Source organism: Streptomyces sp. NPDC006602 (assembly GCF_042870385.1).
Taxonomy (GTDB): domain Bacteria; phylum Actinomycetota; class Actinomycetes; order Streptomycetales; family Streptomycetaceae; genus Streptomyces.
Map to the genome: position 1 here is coordinate 236,969 of NZ_JBIAHG010000002.1, position 14,344 is coordinate 251,312.

The following is a 14,344-nucleotide window of genomic DNA, read 5'->3' on the forward strand; positions in this document are numbered from 1 at the left end:
TCTGGCTGTCTGACAGGTTCACGGGAGTGATACTCCGGGGGTCGTGAGGTCCCTGTCAAGGTGGCTGAAACAATAAATTCACGGGGCGTGAACCCTGAAAAAGGCCTCACACCCCGTGCGGACGACCGCCGGGCCTCCGAAGGTCAGCTGCTCAGCCCACCCGTTGCCAGCAGCCCGAACAGCAGCACGCCCACGATGATCCGGTAGACCACGAAGGCGTTGAAGGAGTGCTTGGCGACGAACTTCAGCAGCCAGGCGATGGACGCGTAGGCCACGCCGAAGGAGACGACGGTCCCCACGGCGAGCGGCGCCGCGCCCACCCCGGCCCCGAGGGCGTCCTTGAGCTCGTACAGGCCGGCCCCGGTCAGGGCGGGGATGCCGAGGAAGAAGGACAGCCGGGTCGCGGCCACGCGGTCCAGGTCCAGGATCAGCGCCGTGGACATGGTGGCGCCGGAGCGGGAGAAGCCCGGGAAGAGCAGGGCGAGGATCTGCGAACTGCCCACCAGCATGGCGTCCTTGAACGAGGTGTCGCCCTCCCCGCGCTTGTGCCGGCCCATCTGGTCCGCCGCCCACATCACCCCGCTGCCGACGATCAGCGAGCCCGCCACCACCCACAGCGAGGCGAGCGGTCCTTCGATGAGCGGCTTGGCGGCCAGGCCGACGGCCACGATCGGGATCGTCGCGTAGATCACCCACCAGGCGAACTTGTAGTCGTGGTGGTAGCGCTCCTCCTTGTTCACCAGCCCGCGACCCCACGCCGAAACGATCCGCACGATGTCCTTGAAGAAGTACACCAGCACGGCGGCGATCGCCCCGACCTGGATCACGGCCGAGAACCCGACGACGGAGTCGTCGTCGACCGGGATGCCCATCAGCCCCTCGACGATCTTCAGATGGCCGGTGGAGGACACGGGCAGGAACTCGGTCACCCCCTCGACGGCTCCGAGGACGACGGCCTGACCGACGCTGATGACGCTCATGGGATCCAGTTCTGCTCAGGGGTGCATACGGCGGGCTCTGTCTTACTACACGCAGACGAGAGCCGAGCGCCTACGCCCACACCGCCTGAGCCACCGCCACACCCACGAAGGCGGCCCCCAGACCCGCCATCACGCTGCCGATCACGTTGACGGCCGCATAGAACCCCGCGCCCGTCTCGGCCAGCCGGAGGGTCTCGTACGAGAAGGTCGAGTACGTCGTCAGCGCCCCGCACAGGCCGGTTCCCAGGTGCAGCTGGACGTGGGAACCGGCGGCCCCCGAGGCCGCCGCGCCGGTCAGCAGGCCGAGGATCAGGCAGCCGGTGACGTTCACCGCGAAGGTGCCCCAGGGGAACACCGAGTCGTGCCGGGACTGCACCGCCCGGTCGGTCAGGTAGCGCAGCGGGGCGCCGACCATGGCACCCGCGACGACCAGCAGCCAGTTCACAACGACTTCTTACCCTTCGCGCCCTGATTGCCCTTTTCGTCCCCCCGGCCTACGTACCTGATGACCTCGCAGTCGTCGAGGATCACCAGTCCCTCGGTGACGAGTTCGTCGAGCTGCGGCAGGAACGCCCGTACGCGCTCCTCGTCGTCCACGATCACGACCGCCACCGGCAGATCCTCGCTGAGCGACAGCAACCGGGAGGTGTGGATCAGCGAGGAGGCGCCGAAGCCCTCGATGCCCCGGAAGACGCTGGCGCCCGCGAGGCCGGCCGCGTGGGCGCGGTGCACGATCTCGCTGTAGAGGGGCCTGTGGTGCCAGGTGTCGTGCTCGCCGACGAAGACGGTCACGCGCAGGGCGCTGCCGGTCAGCCTCGTCATGACTGCCTCCACTTCAGGGCCCGCCGGGTGGCCGCCACGGCGAGCCACACCGCCGTGAGTGCCGCGAGCAGGGTCGCGAAGAGGTACGCCAGTCCGGTGCGGGGATGGCCCGAGTCGACCAGCTTCTGGATGTCGACCGCGTACGTCGAGAAGGTGGTGAAGCCGCCGAGCACACCGGTGCCGAAGAACGGGCGGACGAGCCGGTGGGCGGCCCACACGTCGGTGATGCTCACCATGAACACGCCGATCACGCCACAGCCGACGACGTTGGTCCAGAAGGTCGCCCAGGGGAACCCGCCCGGCTGGGCGGGCCACCACACAGCGGCCGCGTACCGGGCGGTGGCGCCGAGGGCTCCGCCGAGCGCGACCACCGCGACGACCGGGGCCTGGCCGCGGCAGACGGGCTGTCGCGCGGCGGGGACGCGGACGCTGTCGGTCTCCTGCGTTGTCATGGTCGGGCGTCTCCTACTCGCCGGGGCCCTGGCGTGCGGGCGTGCTCCATCGCAAGTAGGGACCGTTGGCGGCACCTGAGCCGCGGTTCGGGTACGGCGGGCCCCACCGCCGCGCCGCGAGCTGATCGCGGCTGGTCAACAGGGTAGCCCCCGGGCGCACCCCGGTCACTTCGTGCTCGGCGCCTCGCAGACCGCGACGCCGGGCTCCCACAGGCTTCCCAGGATCAGGTGGCCGGCACTCTCGCAGACACTGGTGACCATGCGGAAGCCGGAGCGGCGGCGGGTGAGGTGGTGGACGATCCCGCCCTGGTCGTCGACCGCGAGGATGCCGATCGTGCCGGAGGGGCGGAAGGGGGCGCGCACGGCGATACGGGCGGCGGTGCGGCGGACGTCGGGGGTGCCGCGGTGCAACAGGTCGAGGGGCGGGACGCGGGGTCCGGCGAGCGGCACCCAGATCGGGCCGTCGGGTGCGCCGCGCCAGAGGTTGTCGGGCATGCCCGGCAGGTTCTCGACGAAGGGCTCGCCGCGGCCCGCCTTCGGTCCGGCGATCCAGTAGCGGGTCAACCGGTACGCGCCCGTCTCGGCGACGACCAGGAACGTCTCGTCCGCGCTCGCCGCGAGGCCGTTGGCGAACTGCAGGCCCTCCAGCAGGACTTCCGGCTCGTCAGTGCCCGGGGCCAGGCGCAGGAGCCGGCCGGTGCCGGTGCGCTCGACGAGATCGCCGATCCACTCCTCCAAGGGGTAGCGGCGGCTGGAGACGGTGAAGTACACGGTTCCGTCGGACAGGGCGACCACGTTGCTGCAGAAGCGCAGCGGCTCCCCCGCCACCGAGCCGGCGACGACCCGTACCGTGCCGTCGGTGAGGTCCACGCCCAGCAGTCCGCGTTCGGCGTCGCACACCAACAGGGCGTCGTCCGGGAGGAGGTGGAGGCCGAGTGGCCTGCCGCCGGTCTTGGTGAGCACCTCGACGCGGGTCGCGGTGGGGTCCGTCAGGCCCTCCAGACGCAGGATCCGGCCGTCCTCGACGCCGGTCAGCACCCGGCCGCGGGCGTCGGCCACCACGTCCTCGGGGCCGCGGCCGCCGATCGCGACGTAATGACGGGGAACCAGAGCCGTGGGACGGTTCATGCGCGCCTGCCCTTCGCTGCCGGAGGCGGATCCTCCTCGCAGGCGTGTACCCCCGCGGGCCGGTCACCTACCAGCCCTTCTCGAACATGCGTGCCATCTCGGCGATCCGTATCTCGTCGCGCCGGCACGCGGCGGGCGAGCTGCCGGCCTTCCTCCGCTCCGAGTCGGGCGGCCTGAGAGGCCCCTCCGCCCGCGGCTCGTGCGCTCGCACGGGCGGAGGGGAGTCGGTTCAGCCGTCGAGTCGTACGACCCGGACGGTGCCCGCCGGGACCCCGAGGCGGCCGGCGGCGCGTTCTCCGGTGAGCAGCTCGATGCCGTCCCCCTCCAGGGGAACCTTGACGTCCGTGGCGGTGTGGTTGATCGCGAACAGGTAGGTACCGGACTCGCCAGTGCGGCGCACCACCTCGACGTCGTGGGGCAGGTCGGCGCGGGTGCCGAGGTCTGCGTCCTCGACGGCGCAGCCCAGCAGCGCGTCCAGACCGTCGGCGGTGAGGCGGGTGGAGACGTACCAGGCGCTGCCCTCACCGAGGCGGTGCCGGGTGACGGCCGGGTGGCCGGCGGTCGGACCGTCGGAGTACGTCCACACGGTCTCGGCGCCGCGCGGCACCACGAACTCGGTCCACACGTCCGCGGTGAGCTCCGAGCCGTCGGGGCCGCCGATGCGCACCAGCTGGTCCTTCAGCAGCGGTGCGAACTCCTCGACGGTCAGGCCCAGCACGTCCCGCAGCGGCCCCGGATAGGCGCCCTCGTGCACGGCGTCGTGCTCGTCGACGATGCCCGAGAAGTACGACACGACAAGGGTGCCGCCGTTCTCCACGTACTCCTTGATGTTGCGCCCGGCCGCCTGGGTCATGAGGTACAGCGCGGGCACGACGACAAGGGGGTACCTCGACAAGTCGGCTTCCGGGTGGGCGAAGTCGACGGTCAGGTGGCGGTCGTAGAGGACCTCGTAGAAGGCGTCGGCGCGTTCGCGCGGGTCGTGGTCCTCGGTCGGGCGCCACTGGAGGTTCTGCGCCCACCAGGACTGCCAGTCCCACAGGACGGCCACGTCGGCGACGGTGCGGCTGCCCCGTACGGTGCTCAACGAGTCGAGACAGGCGCCCAGTTCGACCACTTCGCGCCACACACGGGTCTCGGTGCCGCCGTGCGGGACCATCGCCGAGTGGAACTTCTCGGCGCCGCGCCGCGACTGGCGCCACTGGAAGAACATGGCTCCCTCGGAGCCGCGCGCCACGTGGGCGAGGGAGTTGCGGGCCATCTGGCCGGGGGTCTTGGCCGGGTTGCGGGGCTGCCAGTTCACTCCCGAGGTGGAGTGTTCGAGCAGCAGCCAGGGGGCGCCGCCCGCGACCGAGCGGGTGAGGTCGGCGGCCATCGCGAGGTTGACGTGGGTGCGGCGGCCGTCGGTGATCAGGTAGTGGTCGTTGGTGACGAGGTCGACCTCGCGGCCCCAGGCCCAGTAGTCGACGGAGTCGCACTGGCTGAGCGCGGTCATGAAGTTCGTGGTGACCGGGATGCCGGGCGAAAGGCGGTGCAGGATGTCCCGCTCCGTCACGAAGTTCTCGCGCATGGTGGCGTCGGCGAACCGCTTGTAGTCCAGCGCCTGGCCCGGGTTGCCGACGGTGGGCGCCGTGCGCGGCGGGTTGATCTGGCCGAGGTCGGCGTAGCGCTGGCCCCAGAAGGCGGTGCCCCATGCCTCGTTGACCGCGTCGACCGTGCCGTACGTCGTGGCAAGCCAGCGGCGGAAGTGGGCGGCGCAGGAGTCGCAGTAACAGGCGGAGACCGGGACGCCGTACTCGTTGTGCACATGCCACATCGCCAGGGCCGGATGTCCGGCGTAGCGCTCGGCGAGCCGGGTGGTGATGCCGGCGGCGGCCGCGCGGTAGTCGGCGTTGCTGTGGCAGACGGCACCGCGCGAGCCGAACTCGTAGCGGATGCCGTCGGCCGTCACGGGCAGCGCGTCGGGGTGGTCGCGGTAGAACCAGGCCGGGGGGACGACGGTGGGCGTGCCGAGGTCGACGCGGATGCCGTTCTCGTGCAGCAGGTCGAGAAGCCGGTCGAGCCAGCCGAAGTCGTACGTGCCGGGCGCGGGCTCCAGGAGTGCCCAGGAGAAGATCCCGACGCTCACCATGGTGACGCCGGCCTCCCGCATCAGCCGCACGTCCTCCTCCCAGACACTCTCGGGCCACTGCTCCGGGTTGTAGTCCCCGCCGAAGGCAAGCCTGGTGAGGCCCCTGGGGGTGGTCTCCGGCATGGGTCTCTCCCGTTTCTGGTGGTTGGGAACGTGCACACACGGCGGCAACAGCGCACGCCCAAGATAATCGCACGAAGGCGAGGCTTGCCAAGTGCACGGTGGCGGGTTTTGCTGTGCACGATCACAGACAGCCGCCGCACCTCGTGGTCATCCCGGCGACACAGCGACCGCCATCTCCCTTCCGGGGCCTTAAAGTCATGACCATGAACCATGCGGGGGGCCGACGCAGAGCGCCGACGATCCACGACGTGGCGCGGGAGGCAGGGGTCTCACGCGGCACCGTCTCACGCGTGCTCAACGGCGGCCACTACGTCAGCCCCGCCGCCCAGGAGGCGGTCAACGCCGCCATCCGCAAGACGGGTTACGTCGTCAACCGGCACGCGCGTTCGCTGATCACCGGGCGTTCCGACTCGGTGGGCTTCCTGCTGACCGAGCCGCAGGAGCGCTTCTTCGAGGACCCCAACTTCAACGTCCTGCTGCGCGGCTGCACCCAGGCACTGGCCGCCCACGACATCCCGCTGCTGCTGATGCTGGCCGGCACCGAGGACGAGCGGCGGCGCATCACGCGGTACATCACCGCCGGGCACGTCGACGGCGTTCTGCTGGTCTCCAGCCACTCCGGGGACCCGATCGCCGAGGAGCTGCGCGAGGCGGGCGTGCCGCTGGTCGCGTGCGGCAAGCCGATCGGGCTCGGTTCCCGGGTGAGCTACGTGGCCGCGGACGACCGGGACGGCGCCCGTGACATGGTGCGCCACCTGCTGTCCCTGGGCCGCCGACGCATCGGTGTGGTCACCGGCCCGCTGGACACACCGGGCGGTGTCGAGCGCCTCGCCGGGTACAAGGAGGTGCTCGTCGACGCGGGCGTGGCGATCGACGAGCGGCTCGTCGTCTCCGGCGACTACAGCCGGGCCAGCGGCCAGGCGGGCGCCGAACGGCTGCTCGCGCAGGTCCCGGATCTGGACGCCGTGTTCGTCGCCTCCGACCTGATGGCCCAGGGCGTCCTGACGGCGCTGGAGCGGGCGGGCCGGCGGGTGCCGGACGACGTGGCGGTGGGCGGCTTCGACGACTCCCCCGCCGCGCTGGCCTCCCGGCCCGAGCTGACGACGATCCGGCAGCCCTGGGACCGCATCAGCGCCGAGATGGTGCGCGTGCTGCTGGCGCAGATCGGGGGCGAGGACGCGGCGGCGGTGATTCTGCCCACGGAGCTGGTGAAGCGGGAGTCGACCTGAGGCGTCGGGGCGGCTCGTGGCCGACGCCGGGAAGAACGGCACCGCGGCAACCGGTCAGGATCGAAGAAGCGGCTCCCCCCTCCCCCTGCCTAGCGTGGGACCACCGACGAAATCCGTCGGTCCACGCAGCACCGAGGAGCACGCCATGACCGCCGGACTCAAAACGATCATCTACCCCGTCAAGGACATCGCGCGGGCGAAGGCCCTGTTCAGCGCCCTGCTGGAAGTCGAGCCCTACGCGGACGAGCCCTACTACGTCGGCTTCAAGGACGCCGGCCAGGACGTCGGCCTGGACCCGAACGGACACGCCAAGGGCATGACCGGCCCCGTCCCCTACTGGCACGTCTCCGACATCAGGGGCCGGCTCACCGCCCTGCTCGCCGCGGGCGCCGAGCTGCTCCAGGACGTCCAGGAGGTCGGCGGGGGCAGGATGATCGCCTCGGTCAAGGACGCCGACGGAAACCTCGTCGGGCTCCTCCAGGACGCCTGAGCCGCTTCCCCGGCCGAATGTCGATGCACACGCATTAACATTGGTGTATGGCAGTGAACACGGCCGGTGCCCGGCTCGAGGAACAGTGGCGGGACATCCTGTCGGTGCATGCGCGCACGATGTGCGAGATCGACCGCGCGCTGCACCCCCACGGGCTGGGCGCGAGCGACTTCGAGGTGCTCGACGTGCTCGCCACCGAGGCTCCCGAGGAGGGCGACCTGTGCCGGGTGCAGAACCTCGCCGGCCGGGTGCACCTCAGCCAGAGCGCCCTGTCCCGCCTCATCGGCCGCCTGGAGAAGGAAGGGCTGGTGGAGCGCTCCGTCTGCATGGAGGACCGGCGGGGCGTGTGGGTCGCCCTGACCCGCAAGGGACGCGACCTGCACGCCGAGGTGTTGCCGCTGCAGCGGGACGTGCTGGCCCGGATGCTGGGCTGACCCGGTTCCGCCTCGCCGCGGCCCGGACGCCGGCCCGACCACGCCCGCCTCGCCGCGGCCGGAGGGAACTACCTCGCCACACCCGCGTCAGCGCAGCAGCTCCCGTACGGCGGCGAAGGCTGCCTCGACCGTGGCCGGATCCGCCCCGGGACGGGCCAGCGCGCTCATCGGGATCGGGGTGACCGCCGGGAGACCGTCGTACGGGGTCAGGCCGTCGGGGGCGGGGCCCACGGCGGCGAGCAGCGCTACGCCCTGGCCGGTGCGGGCGATGTCGAGGACGCCCGCGAGGTAGCCGGCGTCGCCTACGACCGTGGCCGGCACCCCCTGCGCGGCCAGCGTGGCGATGGCCCGGCGGCGGATGGCGCAGGGGTCCTCGATGGCGACCAGCGGGACGGCGGCCGGTGCGGGCGGCGGCTCCCAGCCCGGGACGGCGTGCCAGGTGAGCGCGAGACCGCCGACGGGCGTGCCCTCCGTGGCGGCGGCCTCCGTGACGTACACCGCCACGTCGACGCTGCCGCGTTCCACGGCCTCGACGAGGCGGGCGGAACGGTCGATGCGGAAACGGACCCGGCAGCCGGGCCGTACCCCCTGGACGGCGGCGGTGAGCCGGGGCAGGAACTGGTCGGCGGCGTGCTCGGTGGCGCCGACGGTGACGGTGTCGCCGTCGGACTCCAGCAGGGTGCGTACGGCCTCGTCGTGGACGGCGAGGACACGGCGGGCCTGTTCCAGCAGTCGGCGGCCCTCCGGGGTGAACCGCGTGCCGCGGCCCTCGCGTTCGACGACGGGCCCGCCGAGGATCTTCTCCAGTTTGCGGACGTGCTGGCTGACCGCGGACTGGCTCAGGGACAGGGTCCGGGCGGCGCGGTGGAAGCCGCCGCAGTCGGCGATCGCGGTCAGGCTGCGCAAAGCCACGATGTCGAGGACGGGTTGGGGCATGCCGCGACAGTAGCGGCCCATGGGACCGATTGCGATATCTGATCGGTTTCGATGCGGAATCGTCGTTGGACGCGATCCGCCCCCGCCGGTCATGATGGGCTCATGTTGCACGCGACCGCTTCTGCTGCCCTTCTGACGCAGCGCCGAGTCATCGACTTCGGCGTGGCGTGCAGCGCGCGCTGTCGCTGACCTCCCGCCGCCCACCGGCGTATCTCCGCAGGCCGAGCCGATCACGTCTCCTCCTCGCTGACACGTGACAGTCGCCGTCGGCTGACCTTTTCCGAACGCATTCCCCTTGCCCGGACGCGGTCCGGACATCCCCCGGGAAATGCCCATGCCCCAAGCCCCCAAGCCCCCATGCCCCAAGCCCCATGCCCCTGCCCAGAAACGGGAGCTGCCCCCTCATGCCCTCATCCTTCTCCTGGGACGAACCCGAAGGCCTCGCCGCCCGCGGCACGTTGATCGTGCTGGCCGGCCGGGGTGAACACGGCGGTGTGTACGAGCGGTTCGGCCGCCGGCTCTCCTACGACGCGTATCGGGTCCGAGCCCTCGGTGACGCGTCCGCCGATCCGTCCGTGCTCGACCGGGCGGCCAAGCTGCTCGCCGACGAGTCGCTGCCCGGCCCGAAGGTGCTGGTCGGCTCGGACACGGGCGCCCGATACGCCGCCCAGCTGGCCGCCGAGCAGATCCCGGACCTCGACGCGCTGATCCTGGCGGGTCTGCCCACCACACCCTGGACCTCGGGGAGTTGGGAGTCCGAGGTCGAGGCCCGCACCGCCTGCCCCACCCACCGGTCCCGTCTCACGAACGACACCGAGTTCCGACGCGGGGCGCTCGACGAGCACCCGGACCTGCCCGAACCGCGTCTCGACCTCGTGCGTGTTCCCGTACTGGCCCTGCACGGCCGGGAGGACACCGTGAGCCCTCTCGCGCAGGCACTGGACGCGTACGCGGGACACCCGGGCGTACGGACGGTCACCTTCAACGGCGGTCGGCACGACGTCCTCAACGACGCGCTGCACCGCACGGCCGCCGCCACCGTCGTGCTCTTCCTGGAACGCCTGCGCCTCTCCCCCGAGCTGCCCGCCATCGCGGAGGCCTCGGCATGACCGTCACCACAACCGTCCCCGAACTGTGCGAACTGCTCGCCTCCGACGCTCCCCCGATCGTCCTCGACGTCCGCTGGGCACTGGGCGATCCGCACGGCCGCGACCACTACGCCGAGGGTCACATCCCGGGCGCGGTCTACGTCGACCTCGACACGGAACTGGCCGGGCCGCCGAGCCCGGAGGGCGGCCGGCATCCGCTGCCCCGCATCGCGGACCTGCAGGACGCGGCACGCCGGTGGGGCATCGGGCAGGATCAACGGGTCGTCGTCCACGACGACTCGGGCAACACCGCGGCCGCCCGCGCCTGGTGGCTCCTGCGCTACGCCGGTCTCACCCAGGTCACGCTGCTCGACGGGGCACTCGGCGCCTGGCGCTCGGCCGGGCTGCCGCTGGAGTCCGGGATCCCGGCCGACCCGCCGCCCGGCGACGTCGTACTGCATCCCGGCGGCCTGCCCGTGACCGACGCCGACGGCGCCGCCGAACTCGCCGCTTCGGGGCTGCTGTTGGACGCGCGGGCCGCCGAGCGGTACCGCGGCGAGGTGGAGCCGGTGGACCCGCGAGCGGGGCACATCCCGGGCGCGGTCTCGGCCCCCACCGGGGAGAACCTCGCGGCGGACGGCACCTTCCTGCCGTCCGAGGAACTGCGCAAGCGGTTCGAGGAGAAGGGCGCGGGAGGAGCATCCCGCATCGCTGTCTACTGCGGCTCCGGCGTCACCGCCGCCCACCAGATCGCCGCGCTGGAACTCGCCGGGTTCGAGGCGGTGCTGTTCGCGGGCTCCTGGTCCGCCTGGTCCGCCGATCCGGCCCGCCCGGCCGCGAAGGGAAACCGCCCATGACGACGAAACCCCTGGACCCGGCTGTGCTGCCACGACAGGCAGAACCCACGGACCGAGCCCCTGAGCCGAGCCGCGTCACCATCCGCGGCACCGTCAAGACCGGTCGCCGCCTGACCGTCCCCCGCTCCGTACGCCGGTCCGCGGGCCCGGTGGGTCTGGTCCTCCTGTGGTTCCTGACCTCGGCCACCGGCGTCCTCCCCGAATCCGTGCTGGCCTCCCCCGTGGACGTCGCACGCCAGGCCGTGGAGCTCACCAAGAGCGGCGAACTGCCCGACGCCGTCGCCGCGTCGGGCCGCCGGGCGGCCGTCGGCTTCCTGATCGGCGCGAGCGTCGCGCTGAGCCTGTCGCTGCTGGCCGGGCTGTTCCGGCTCGGCGAGGACGTCATCGACTCCTCGATGGGCATGTTCCGGGCGATCCCCTGGGTGGGACTGATCCCCCTGTTCATCGTCTGGTTCGGCATCGAGGAGACCCCGAAGATCGCCCTTGTCGCGCTCGGGGTGACGTACCCGCTGTACTTCAACATCTACGGCGGCATCCGATCCACCGACGCCCAACTCGTCGAGGCGGCACGGATGATGGGGCTCGGCAGGCTCGGGCTGATCAAGTACGTGATCCTGCCGAGCGCGCTGCCCGGGGCCCTCGTGGGCCTTCGCTACGCGCTGTCCACCGCCTGGCTGGCCCTGGTCTTCGCCGAGCAGATCAACGCGGACGCGGGCCTCGGCTATCTGATGAGCAACGCGCAGCAGTACTTCCGTACGGACGTCATCGTGCTGTGCCTCGTCGTGTACGCGCTGCTCGGGCTCGCCTGCGACTTCGCCGTACGGATCCTTTCGCGCCGCCTGCTGACCTGGCGCGCCAACTTCGAGGGCGGGGCGTGAGCGTCATGGCCAACAGCGTGGAAACACGAGGGCTTTCGCGGGCCTTCGACGGCAACACCGTCCTGCACGACCTCGATCTCGACATCCGTGAGGGCGAGTTCGTGGCCCTGCTGGGTCACAGCGGTTGCGGCAAGTCGACGCTGCTGCGGATCCTCGCCGGGCTCGACGACGAGATCGGCGGCGAGGTGACCGTACCCGCCCGCCGCAGTGCCGCCTTCCAGTCGCCGCGGCTGCTGCCCTGGCTGAAGGTGTGGCGCAACGTCGTCCTCGGACTGCCCGGGCGGCCCGACCGGGAACTGGCAGGCAAGGCCCTCGCCGAGGTCGGCATCGCGGAGCGCGCGGCCGTCTGGCCCAAGACCCTCTCCGGCGGCCAGGCCCAGCGGGTCTCTCTGGCCCGCGCTCTGGTGCGCGAGCCCGAACTGCTGCTCCTGGACGAGCCGTTCGGCGCCCTCGACGCGCTCACCCGGGGCAAGGTGCAGCAGCTGGTCGCCGAGCTGTGGCAGCGGCACGGCTGCGCGATCCTCCTGGTCACCCACGACGTGGAGGAGGCGCTGCTGCTCGCCGACCGCGTCCTGGTGATGGACGAGGGCCGCATCGCCCACGAAATGACCGTCGACCTGCCCCGCCCCCGCGACCTCACCGCCCCCGAGTTCGTCACCCTGCGCGCCCGCCTCCTGAACTGGCTCGGCGTGACCCGCACCCTGGAAGGAACCCCCTCGTGATACGCCGATTCGCAGCCGCCACGCTGAGCTTCTCCGCCCTGCTGGCGCTGACCGCCTGCGGCGCGGACTCCTCCGCGGACGCCTCCGGCAACGGCCGGGTCACGCTCACCATCGGCGACCAGGCCAAGACCCTGCAGACGATCGTCGCCGCCTCGGGCGCCCTGAAGGGCGCCGACTACAAGGTGAAGTGGGCCGAGTTCGAGGGCGCGGCCCCGCTCTACCAGGCCGTGCAGGCGGGCGCCGCCGACACCACGTACTCCGCGGATCTGCCCGCGCTCCAGGCACTGAGCGGCGGGGTGAAGTTCAAGAACGTGGCCGCGCTGAAGAACGACGGCCGGCATGTCGGCATCGTCGTCGGCAAGAACTCCGGCATCGACAGCGTCAGGGATCTCAAGGGCCAGAAGGTCGTGGTGTCCTCGGCGAAGGGCAGCATCTCCGAGTACCTGCTGGCCAACGTGCTCAAGCAGAACGGCCTCAGCTACTCGGACGTGAAGGTGCAGTACCTGCTGCCGACCGACGCGCAGGCCGCCTTCACCTCCGGGAAGATCAAGGCCTGGGCGACCTTCGGCGTCTACCAGGCCGTCGGTCTGGAACAGGGCGGCAAGCTGCTCGTCGACGGTGCCGACGGACGGGTCAGCGGCTACGGCTTCGTCGGCGCGTCCGAAGAGGCCCTTGCCGACTCGCCGAAGAAGGCCGCGCTCGCCGACTTCCTGGGGCGCCTCGGTACGGCCCTTCAGTGGACGAGCACCCACAAGGACGCCTACGCGAAGGCCATCGAGCAGCGCAACGGCGCCGATGCCTCCGTGGCCAAGACGCTGGCCTCCGCCGCGTACAGCAAGGTCCTGCCGATCTCGTCGGACGTCAACAAGACCGTCCAGGGGGTGGCCGACCTCATGAACGGCATCGGCGTCCTCGACCCGAACGTCGACGTGGCCCAGTCGGCCGACACGTCCCTTCTCAACTGATCAGGAGCCGCACATGCCTGTCGAATTCATCAGCGCCGTCCATACCGACTCCGCGGCCTCGGGCCCGGCCGCCGCGAGCCGCACCGGCTTCGACCCCGACCACCTGCGCAGGTACGCCCGCACCCTCGACGACGGCGGCTTCGACCACACCCTCGTCGCCTACCACTCGGCGTCCCCCGACGCCTTCCAGGTCGCCCAGTTCGTCGCCACCCACACCGAGCGGATCCGCCCGATCCTGGCGCACCGGCCGGGCGTCGTCTTCCCCACCCACGCGGCCCGTGCCCTCGCCACCCTCGACCGGATCAGCGACGGCCGGCTGACCGTGCACATCATCTCCGGCGGCAGCGACGAGGAGCAGCGCCGGGAGGGCGACTACCTGGGCAAGACGGAGCGGTACGAGCGTTCGGACGAGTACATCCGGATCCTGCGGAAGGTGTGGCAGGCCGACGGGCCCGTCTCGCACGAGGGCAAGCACTTCAAGTTCGAGGGCTACTACTCCGACGTGAAGCCGGTGAACGGGCTGGTCCCCATCTCGGTGGGCGGCTCGTCCCAGGACGCCTACCGGGTCGGCGGTCAGCAGGGCGACATCTTCGGGCTGTGGGGCGAGCCGCTGAAGGAGACGGCCGAGCAGATCGCCGCCGTCAACGCGGTCGCGGATGCCGCCGGGCGCCCCCGCCCCCGTATCTGGGTGTCGTTCCGACCGATCATCGCGCCCACCGACGAACTGGCCTGGGAGAAGGCGCACCGCACCCTGGGCGTGCTCAAGGACCAGGCCCGCAACACCGAGCTGCTGCGCCATTACCGCACCACCGGCCGCCCGGACAACGTCGGTTCGCAGCGGCTGCTGGACATCGCGGAGCGCGGTGAGGTCCACGACCGCTGCCTGTGGACCGCCCCGGCGGTCGCCACCAACGCGGCCGGCGCCTCCACCGCGCTGGTCGGCACACCCGAGACGGTGGCCAAGGCCCTGCTCGACTACGTCGACATCGGCTGCGACCTGCTGTCCATCCGAGGCTACGACCCGCTCAACGACGCCATCGACTACTCCCGTCACGTCCTGCCGCTGGTGCGTCAGGAACTCGCCCACCGCGCCACGACCCAAGCTGCCTGAT

The 14,344-nt window shown here is 71.5% G+C and carries 16 protein-coding genes; 9 read left to right on the top strand and 7 right to left on the bottom strand.

Features of this window, described 5'->3' with window-relative positions:
- Positions 1 to 143 precede the first annotated feature (143 nt).
- From ACFYO2_RS05790 to ACFYO2_RS05815, 6 genes are all read right to left on the bottom strand, one after another.
- Complete coding sequence (locus ACFYO2_RS05790) at positions 144 to 980, bottom strand: undecaprenyl-diphosphate phosphatase (protein ID WP_388344557.1); 837 nt, start codon at positions 978 to 980, stop codon at positions 144 to 146.
- Positions 981 to 1,050: 70 nt separating this feature from the next.
- Complete coding sequence (crcB, locus tag ACFYO2_RS05795; RefSeq protein WP_388344559.1) at positions 1,051 to 1,425, bottom strand: fluoride efflux transporter CrcB; 375 nt, start codon at positions 1,423 to 1,425, stop codon at positions 1,051 to 1,053.
- A complete protein-coding gene (locus ACFYO2_RS05800; protein ID WP_388344562.1) occupies positions 1,422 to 1,802 on the bottom strand; it encodes a DUF190 domain-containing protein in 381 nt (126 codons plus the stop codon). Before ACFYO2_RS05800 ends, crcB (ACFYO2_RS05795) begins: the two co-directional genes overlap by 4 nt.
- Positions 1,799 to 2,254 (bottom strand): fluoride efflux transporter CrcB, encoded by a 456-nt coding sequence (gene crcB, locus ACFYO2_RS05805; protein ID WP_388344565.1) that lies wholly within the window; start codon positions 2,252 to 2,254, stop codon positions 1,799 to 1,801. The genes ACFYO2_RS05800 and crcB (ACFYO2_RS05805) overlap by 4 nt, the downstream gene beginning before the upstream one ends.
- Before the next feature lie 165 nt (positions 2,255 to 2,419).
- Positions 2,420 to 3,382, bottom strand: a complete 963-nt coding sequence (locus ACFYO2_RS05810; protein ID WP_388344568.1) for an SMP-30/gluconolactonase/LRE family protein — start codon at positions 3,380 to 3,382, stop codon at positions 2,420 to 2,422.
- Between the two features lie 229 nt (positions 3,383 to 3,611).
- Positions 3,612 to 5,633, bottom strand: coding sequence for a beta-galactosidase (locus ACFYO2_RS05815; RefSeq protein WP_388344571.1), 2,022 nt, complete (start codon positions 5,631 to 5,633; stop codon positions 3,612 to 3,614).
- Between the two features lie 197 nt (positions 5,634 to 5,830).
- On the opposite strand from ACFYO2_RS05815, the gene ACFYO2_RS05820 reads away from it, so the two are divergent.
- The 3 genes from ACFYO2_RS05820 (at position 5,831) to ACFYO2_RS05830 (ending at position 7,786) form a co-directional block, all read left to right on the top strand.
- Entirely contained in the window at positions 5,831 to 6,862 is a 1,032-nt protein-coding gene (locus ACFYO2_RS05820; RefSeq protein WP_388344574.1) for a LacI family DNA-binding transcriptional regulator, read from the top strand.
- A gap of 145 nt (positions 6,863 to 7,007) precedes the next feature.
- Positions 7,008 to 7,352, top strand: a complete 345-nt coding sequence (locus ACFYO2_RS05825) for a VOC family protein (RefSeq protein ID WP_388344577.1) — start codon at positions 7,008 to 7,010, stop codon at positions 7,350 to 7,352.
- 47 nt (positions 7,353 to 7,399) lie between these two features.
- On the top strand, positions 7,400 to 7,786 hold the full coding sequence (locus tag ACFYO2_RS05830; protein WP_388344580.1) for a MarR family winged helix-turn-helix transcriptional regulator: 387 nt from the start codon (positions 7,400 to 7,402) through the stop codon (positions 7,784 to 7,786).
- A gap of 87 nt (positions 7,787 to 7,873) precedes the next feature.
- Here ACFYO2_RS05830 and ACFYO2_RS05835 read toward each other — a convergent pair whose 3' ends face one another.
- A complete protein-coding gene (locus ACFYO2_RS05835) occupies positions 7,874 to 8,722 on the bottom strand; it encodes a LysR family transcriptional regulator (RefSeq protein ID WP_388344583.1) in 849 nt (282 codons plus the stop codon).
- Positions 8,723 to 9,126: 404 nt separating this feature from the next.
- Here ACFYO2_RS05835 and ACFYO2_RS05840 point away from each other — a divergent pair, with 404 nt between their 5' ends.
- The 6 genes from ACFYO2_RS05840 to ACFYO2_RS05865 are packed head-to-tail and all read left to right on the top strand — an operon-like array spanning position 9,127 to position 14,343.
- Complete coding sequence (locus ACFYO2_RS05840) at positions 9,127 to 9,831, top strand: alpha/beta hydrolase (RefSeq protein WP_388344585.1); 705 nt, start codon at positions 9,127 to 9,129, stop codon at positions 9,829 to 9,831.
- Entirely contained in the window at positions 9,828 to 10,667 is an 840-nt protein-coding gene (locus ACFYO2_RS05845; RefSeq protein ID WP_388344587.1) for a sulfurtransferase, read from the top strand. The genes ACFYO2_RS05840 and ACFYO2_RS05845 overlap by 4 nt, the downstream gene beginning before the upstream one ends.
- Positions 10,664 to 11,545, top strand: a complete 882-nt coding sequence (locus ACFYO2_RS05850; protein WP_388344589.1) for an ABC transporter permease — start codon at positions 10,664 to 10,666, stop codon at positions 11,543 to 11,545. The genes ACFYO2_RS05845 and ACFYO2_RS05850 overlap by 4 nt, the downstream gene beginning before the upstream one ends.
- 5 nt (positions 11,546 to 11,550) lie before the next feature.
- On the top strand, positions 11,551 to 12,267 hold the full coding sequence (locus tag ACFYO2_RS05855) for an ABC transporter ATP-binding protein (protein ID WP_388346053.1): 717 nt from the start codon (positions 11,551 to 11,553) through the stop codon (positions 12,265 to 12,267).
- On the top strand, positions 12,264 to 13,232 hold the full coding sequence (locus ACFYO2_RS05860) for an ABC transporter substrate-binding protein (protein WP_388344591.1): 969 nt from the start codon (positions 12,264 to 12,266) through the stop codon (positions 13,230 to 13,232). The genes ACFYO2_RS05855 and ACFYO2_RS05860 overlap by 4 nt, the downstream gene beginning before the upstream one ends.
- A gap of 13 nt (positions 13,233 to 13,245) precedes the next feature.
- Positions 13,246 to 14,343, top strand: coding sequence for an LLM class flavin-dependent oxidoreductase (locus ACFYO2_RS05865; protein ID WP_388344593.1), 1,098 nt, complete (start codon positions 13,246 to 13,248; stop codon positions 14,341 to 14,343).
- Position 14,344 lies beyond the last annotated feature (1 nt).

Excerpts from the sequence above, each read along its gene's own strand:
- ACFYO2_RS05790 (WP_388344557.1), bottom strand. The coding sequence starts at position 980 with ATGAGCGTCATCAGCGTCGGTCAGGCCGTCGTCCTCGGAGCCGTCGAG.
- ACFYO2_RS05800 (WP_388344562.1), bottom strand. The coding sequence starts at position 1,802 with ATGACGAGGCTGACCGGCAGCGCCCTGCGCGTGACCGTCTTCGTCGGC.
- crcB (WP_388344565.1), bottom strand. The coding sequence starts at position 2,254 with ATGACAACGCAGGAGACCGACAGCGTCCGCGTCCCCGCCGCGCGACAG.
- ACFYO2_RS05810 (WP_388344568.1), bottom strand. The coding sequence starts at position 3,382 with ATGAACCGTCCCACGGCTCTGGTTCCCCGTCATTACGTCGCGATCGGC.
- ACFYO2_RS05815 (WP_388344571.1), bottom strand. The coding sequence starts at position 5,633 with ATGCCGGAGACCACCCCCAGGGGCCTCACCAGGCTTGCCTTCGGCGGG.
- ACFYO2_RS05820 (WP_388344574.1), top strand. The coding sequence starts at position 5,831 with ATGACCATGAACCATGCGGGGGGCCGACGCAGAGCGCCGACGATCCAC.
- ACFYO2_RS05825 (WP_388344577.1), top strand. The coding sequence starts at position 7,008 with ATGACCGCCGGACTCAAAACGATCATCTACCCCGTCAAGGACATCGCG.
- ACFYO2_RS05830 (WP_388344580.1), top strand. The coding sequence starts at position 7,400 with ATGGCAGTGAACACGGCCGGTGCCCGGCTCGAGGAACAGTGGCGGGAC.
- ACFYO2_RS05835 (WP_388344583.1), bottom strand. The coding sequence starts at position 8,722 with ATGCCCCAACCCGTCCTCGACATCGTGGCTTTGCGCAGCCTGACCGCG.
- ACFYO2_RS05840 (WP_388344585.1), top strand. The coding sequence starts at position 9,127 with ATGCCCTCATCCTTCTCCTGGGACGAACCCGAAGGCCTCGCCGCCCGC.
- ACFYO2_RS05845 (WP_388344587.1), top strand. The coding sequence starts at position 9,828 with ATGACCGTCACCACAACCGTCCCCGAACTGTGCGAACTGCTCGCCTCC.
- ACFYO2_RS05850 (WP_388344589.1), top strand. The coding sequence starts at position 10,664 with ATGACGACGAAACCCCTGGACCCGGCTGTGCTGCCACGACAGGCAGAA.
- ACFYO2_RS05855 (WP_388346053.1), top strand. The coding sequence starts at position 11,551 with ATGGCCAACAGCGTGGAAACACGAGGGCTTTCGCGGGCCTTCGACGGC.
- ACFYO2_RS05865 (WP_388344593.1), top strand. The coding sequence starts at position 13,246 with ATGCCTGTCGAATTCATCAGCGCCGTCCATACCGACTCCGCGGCCTCG.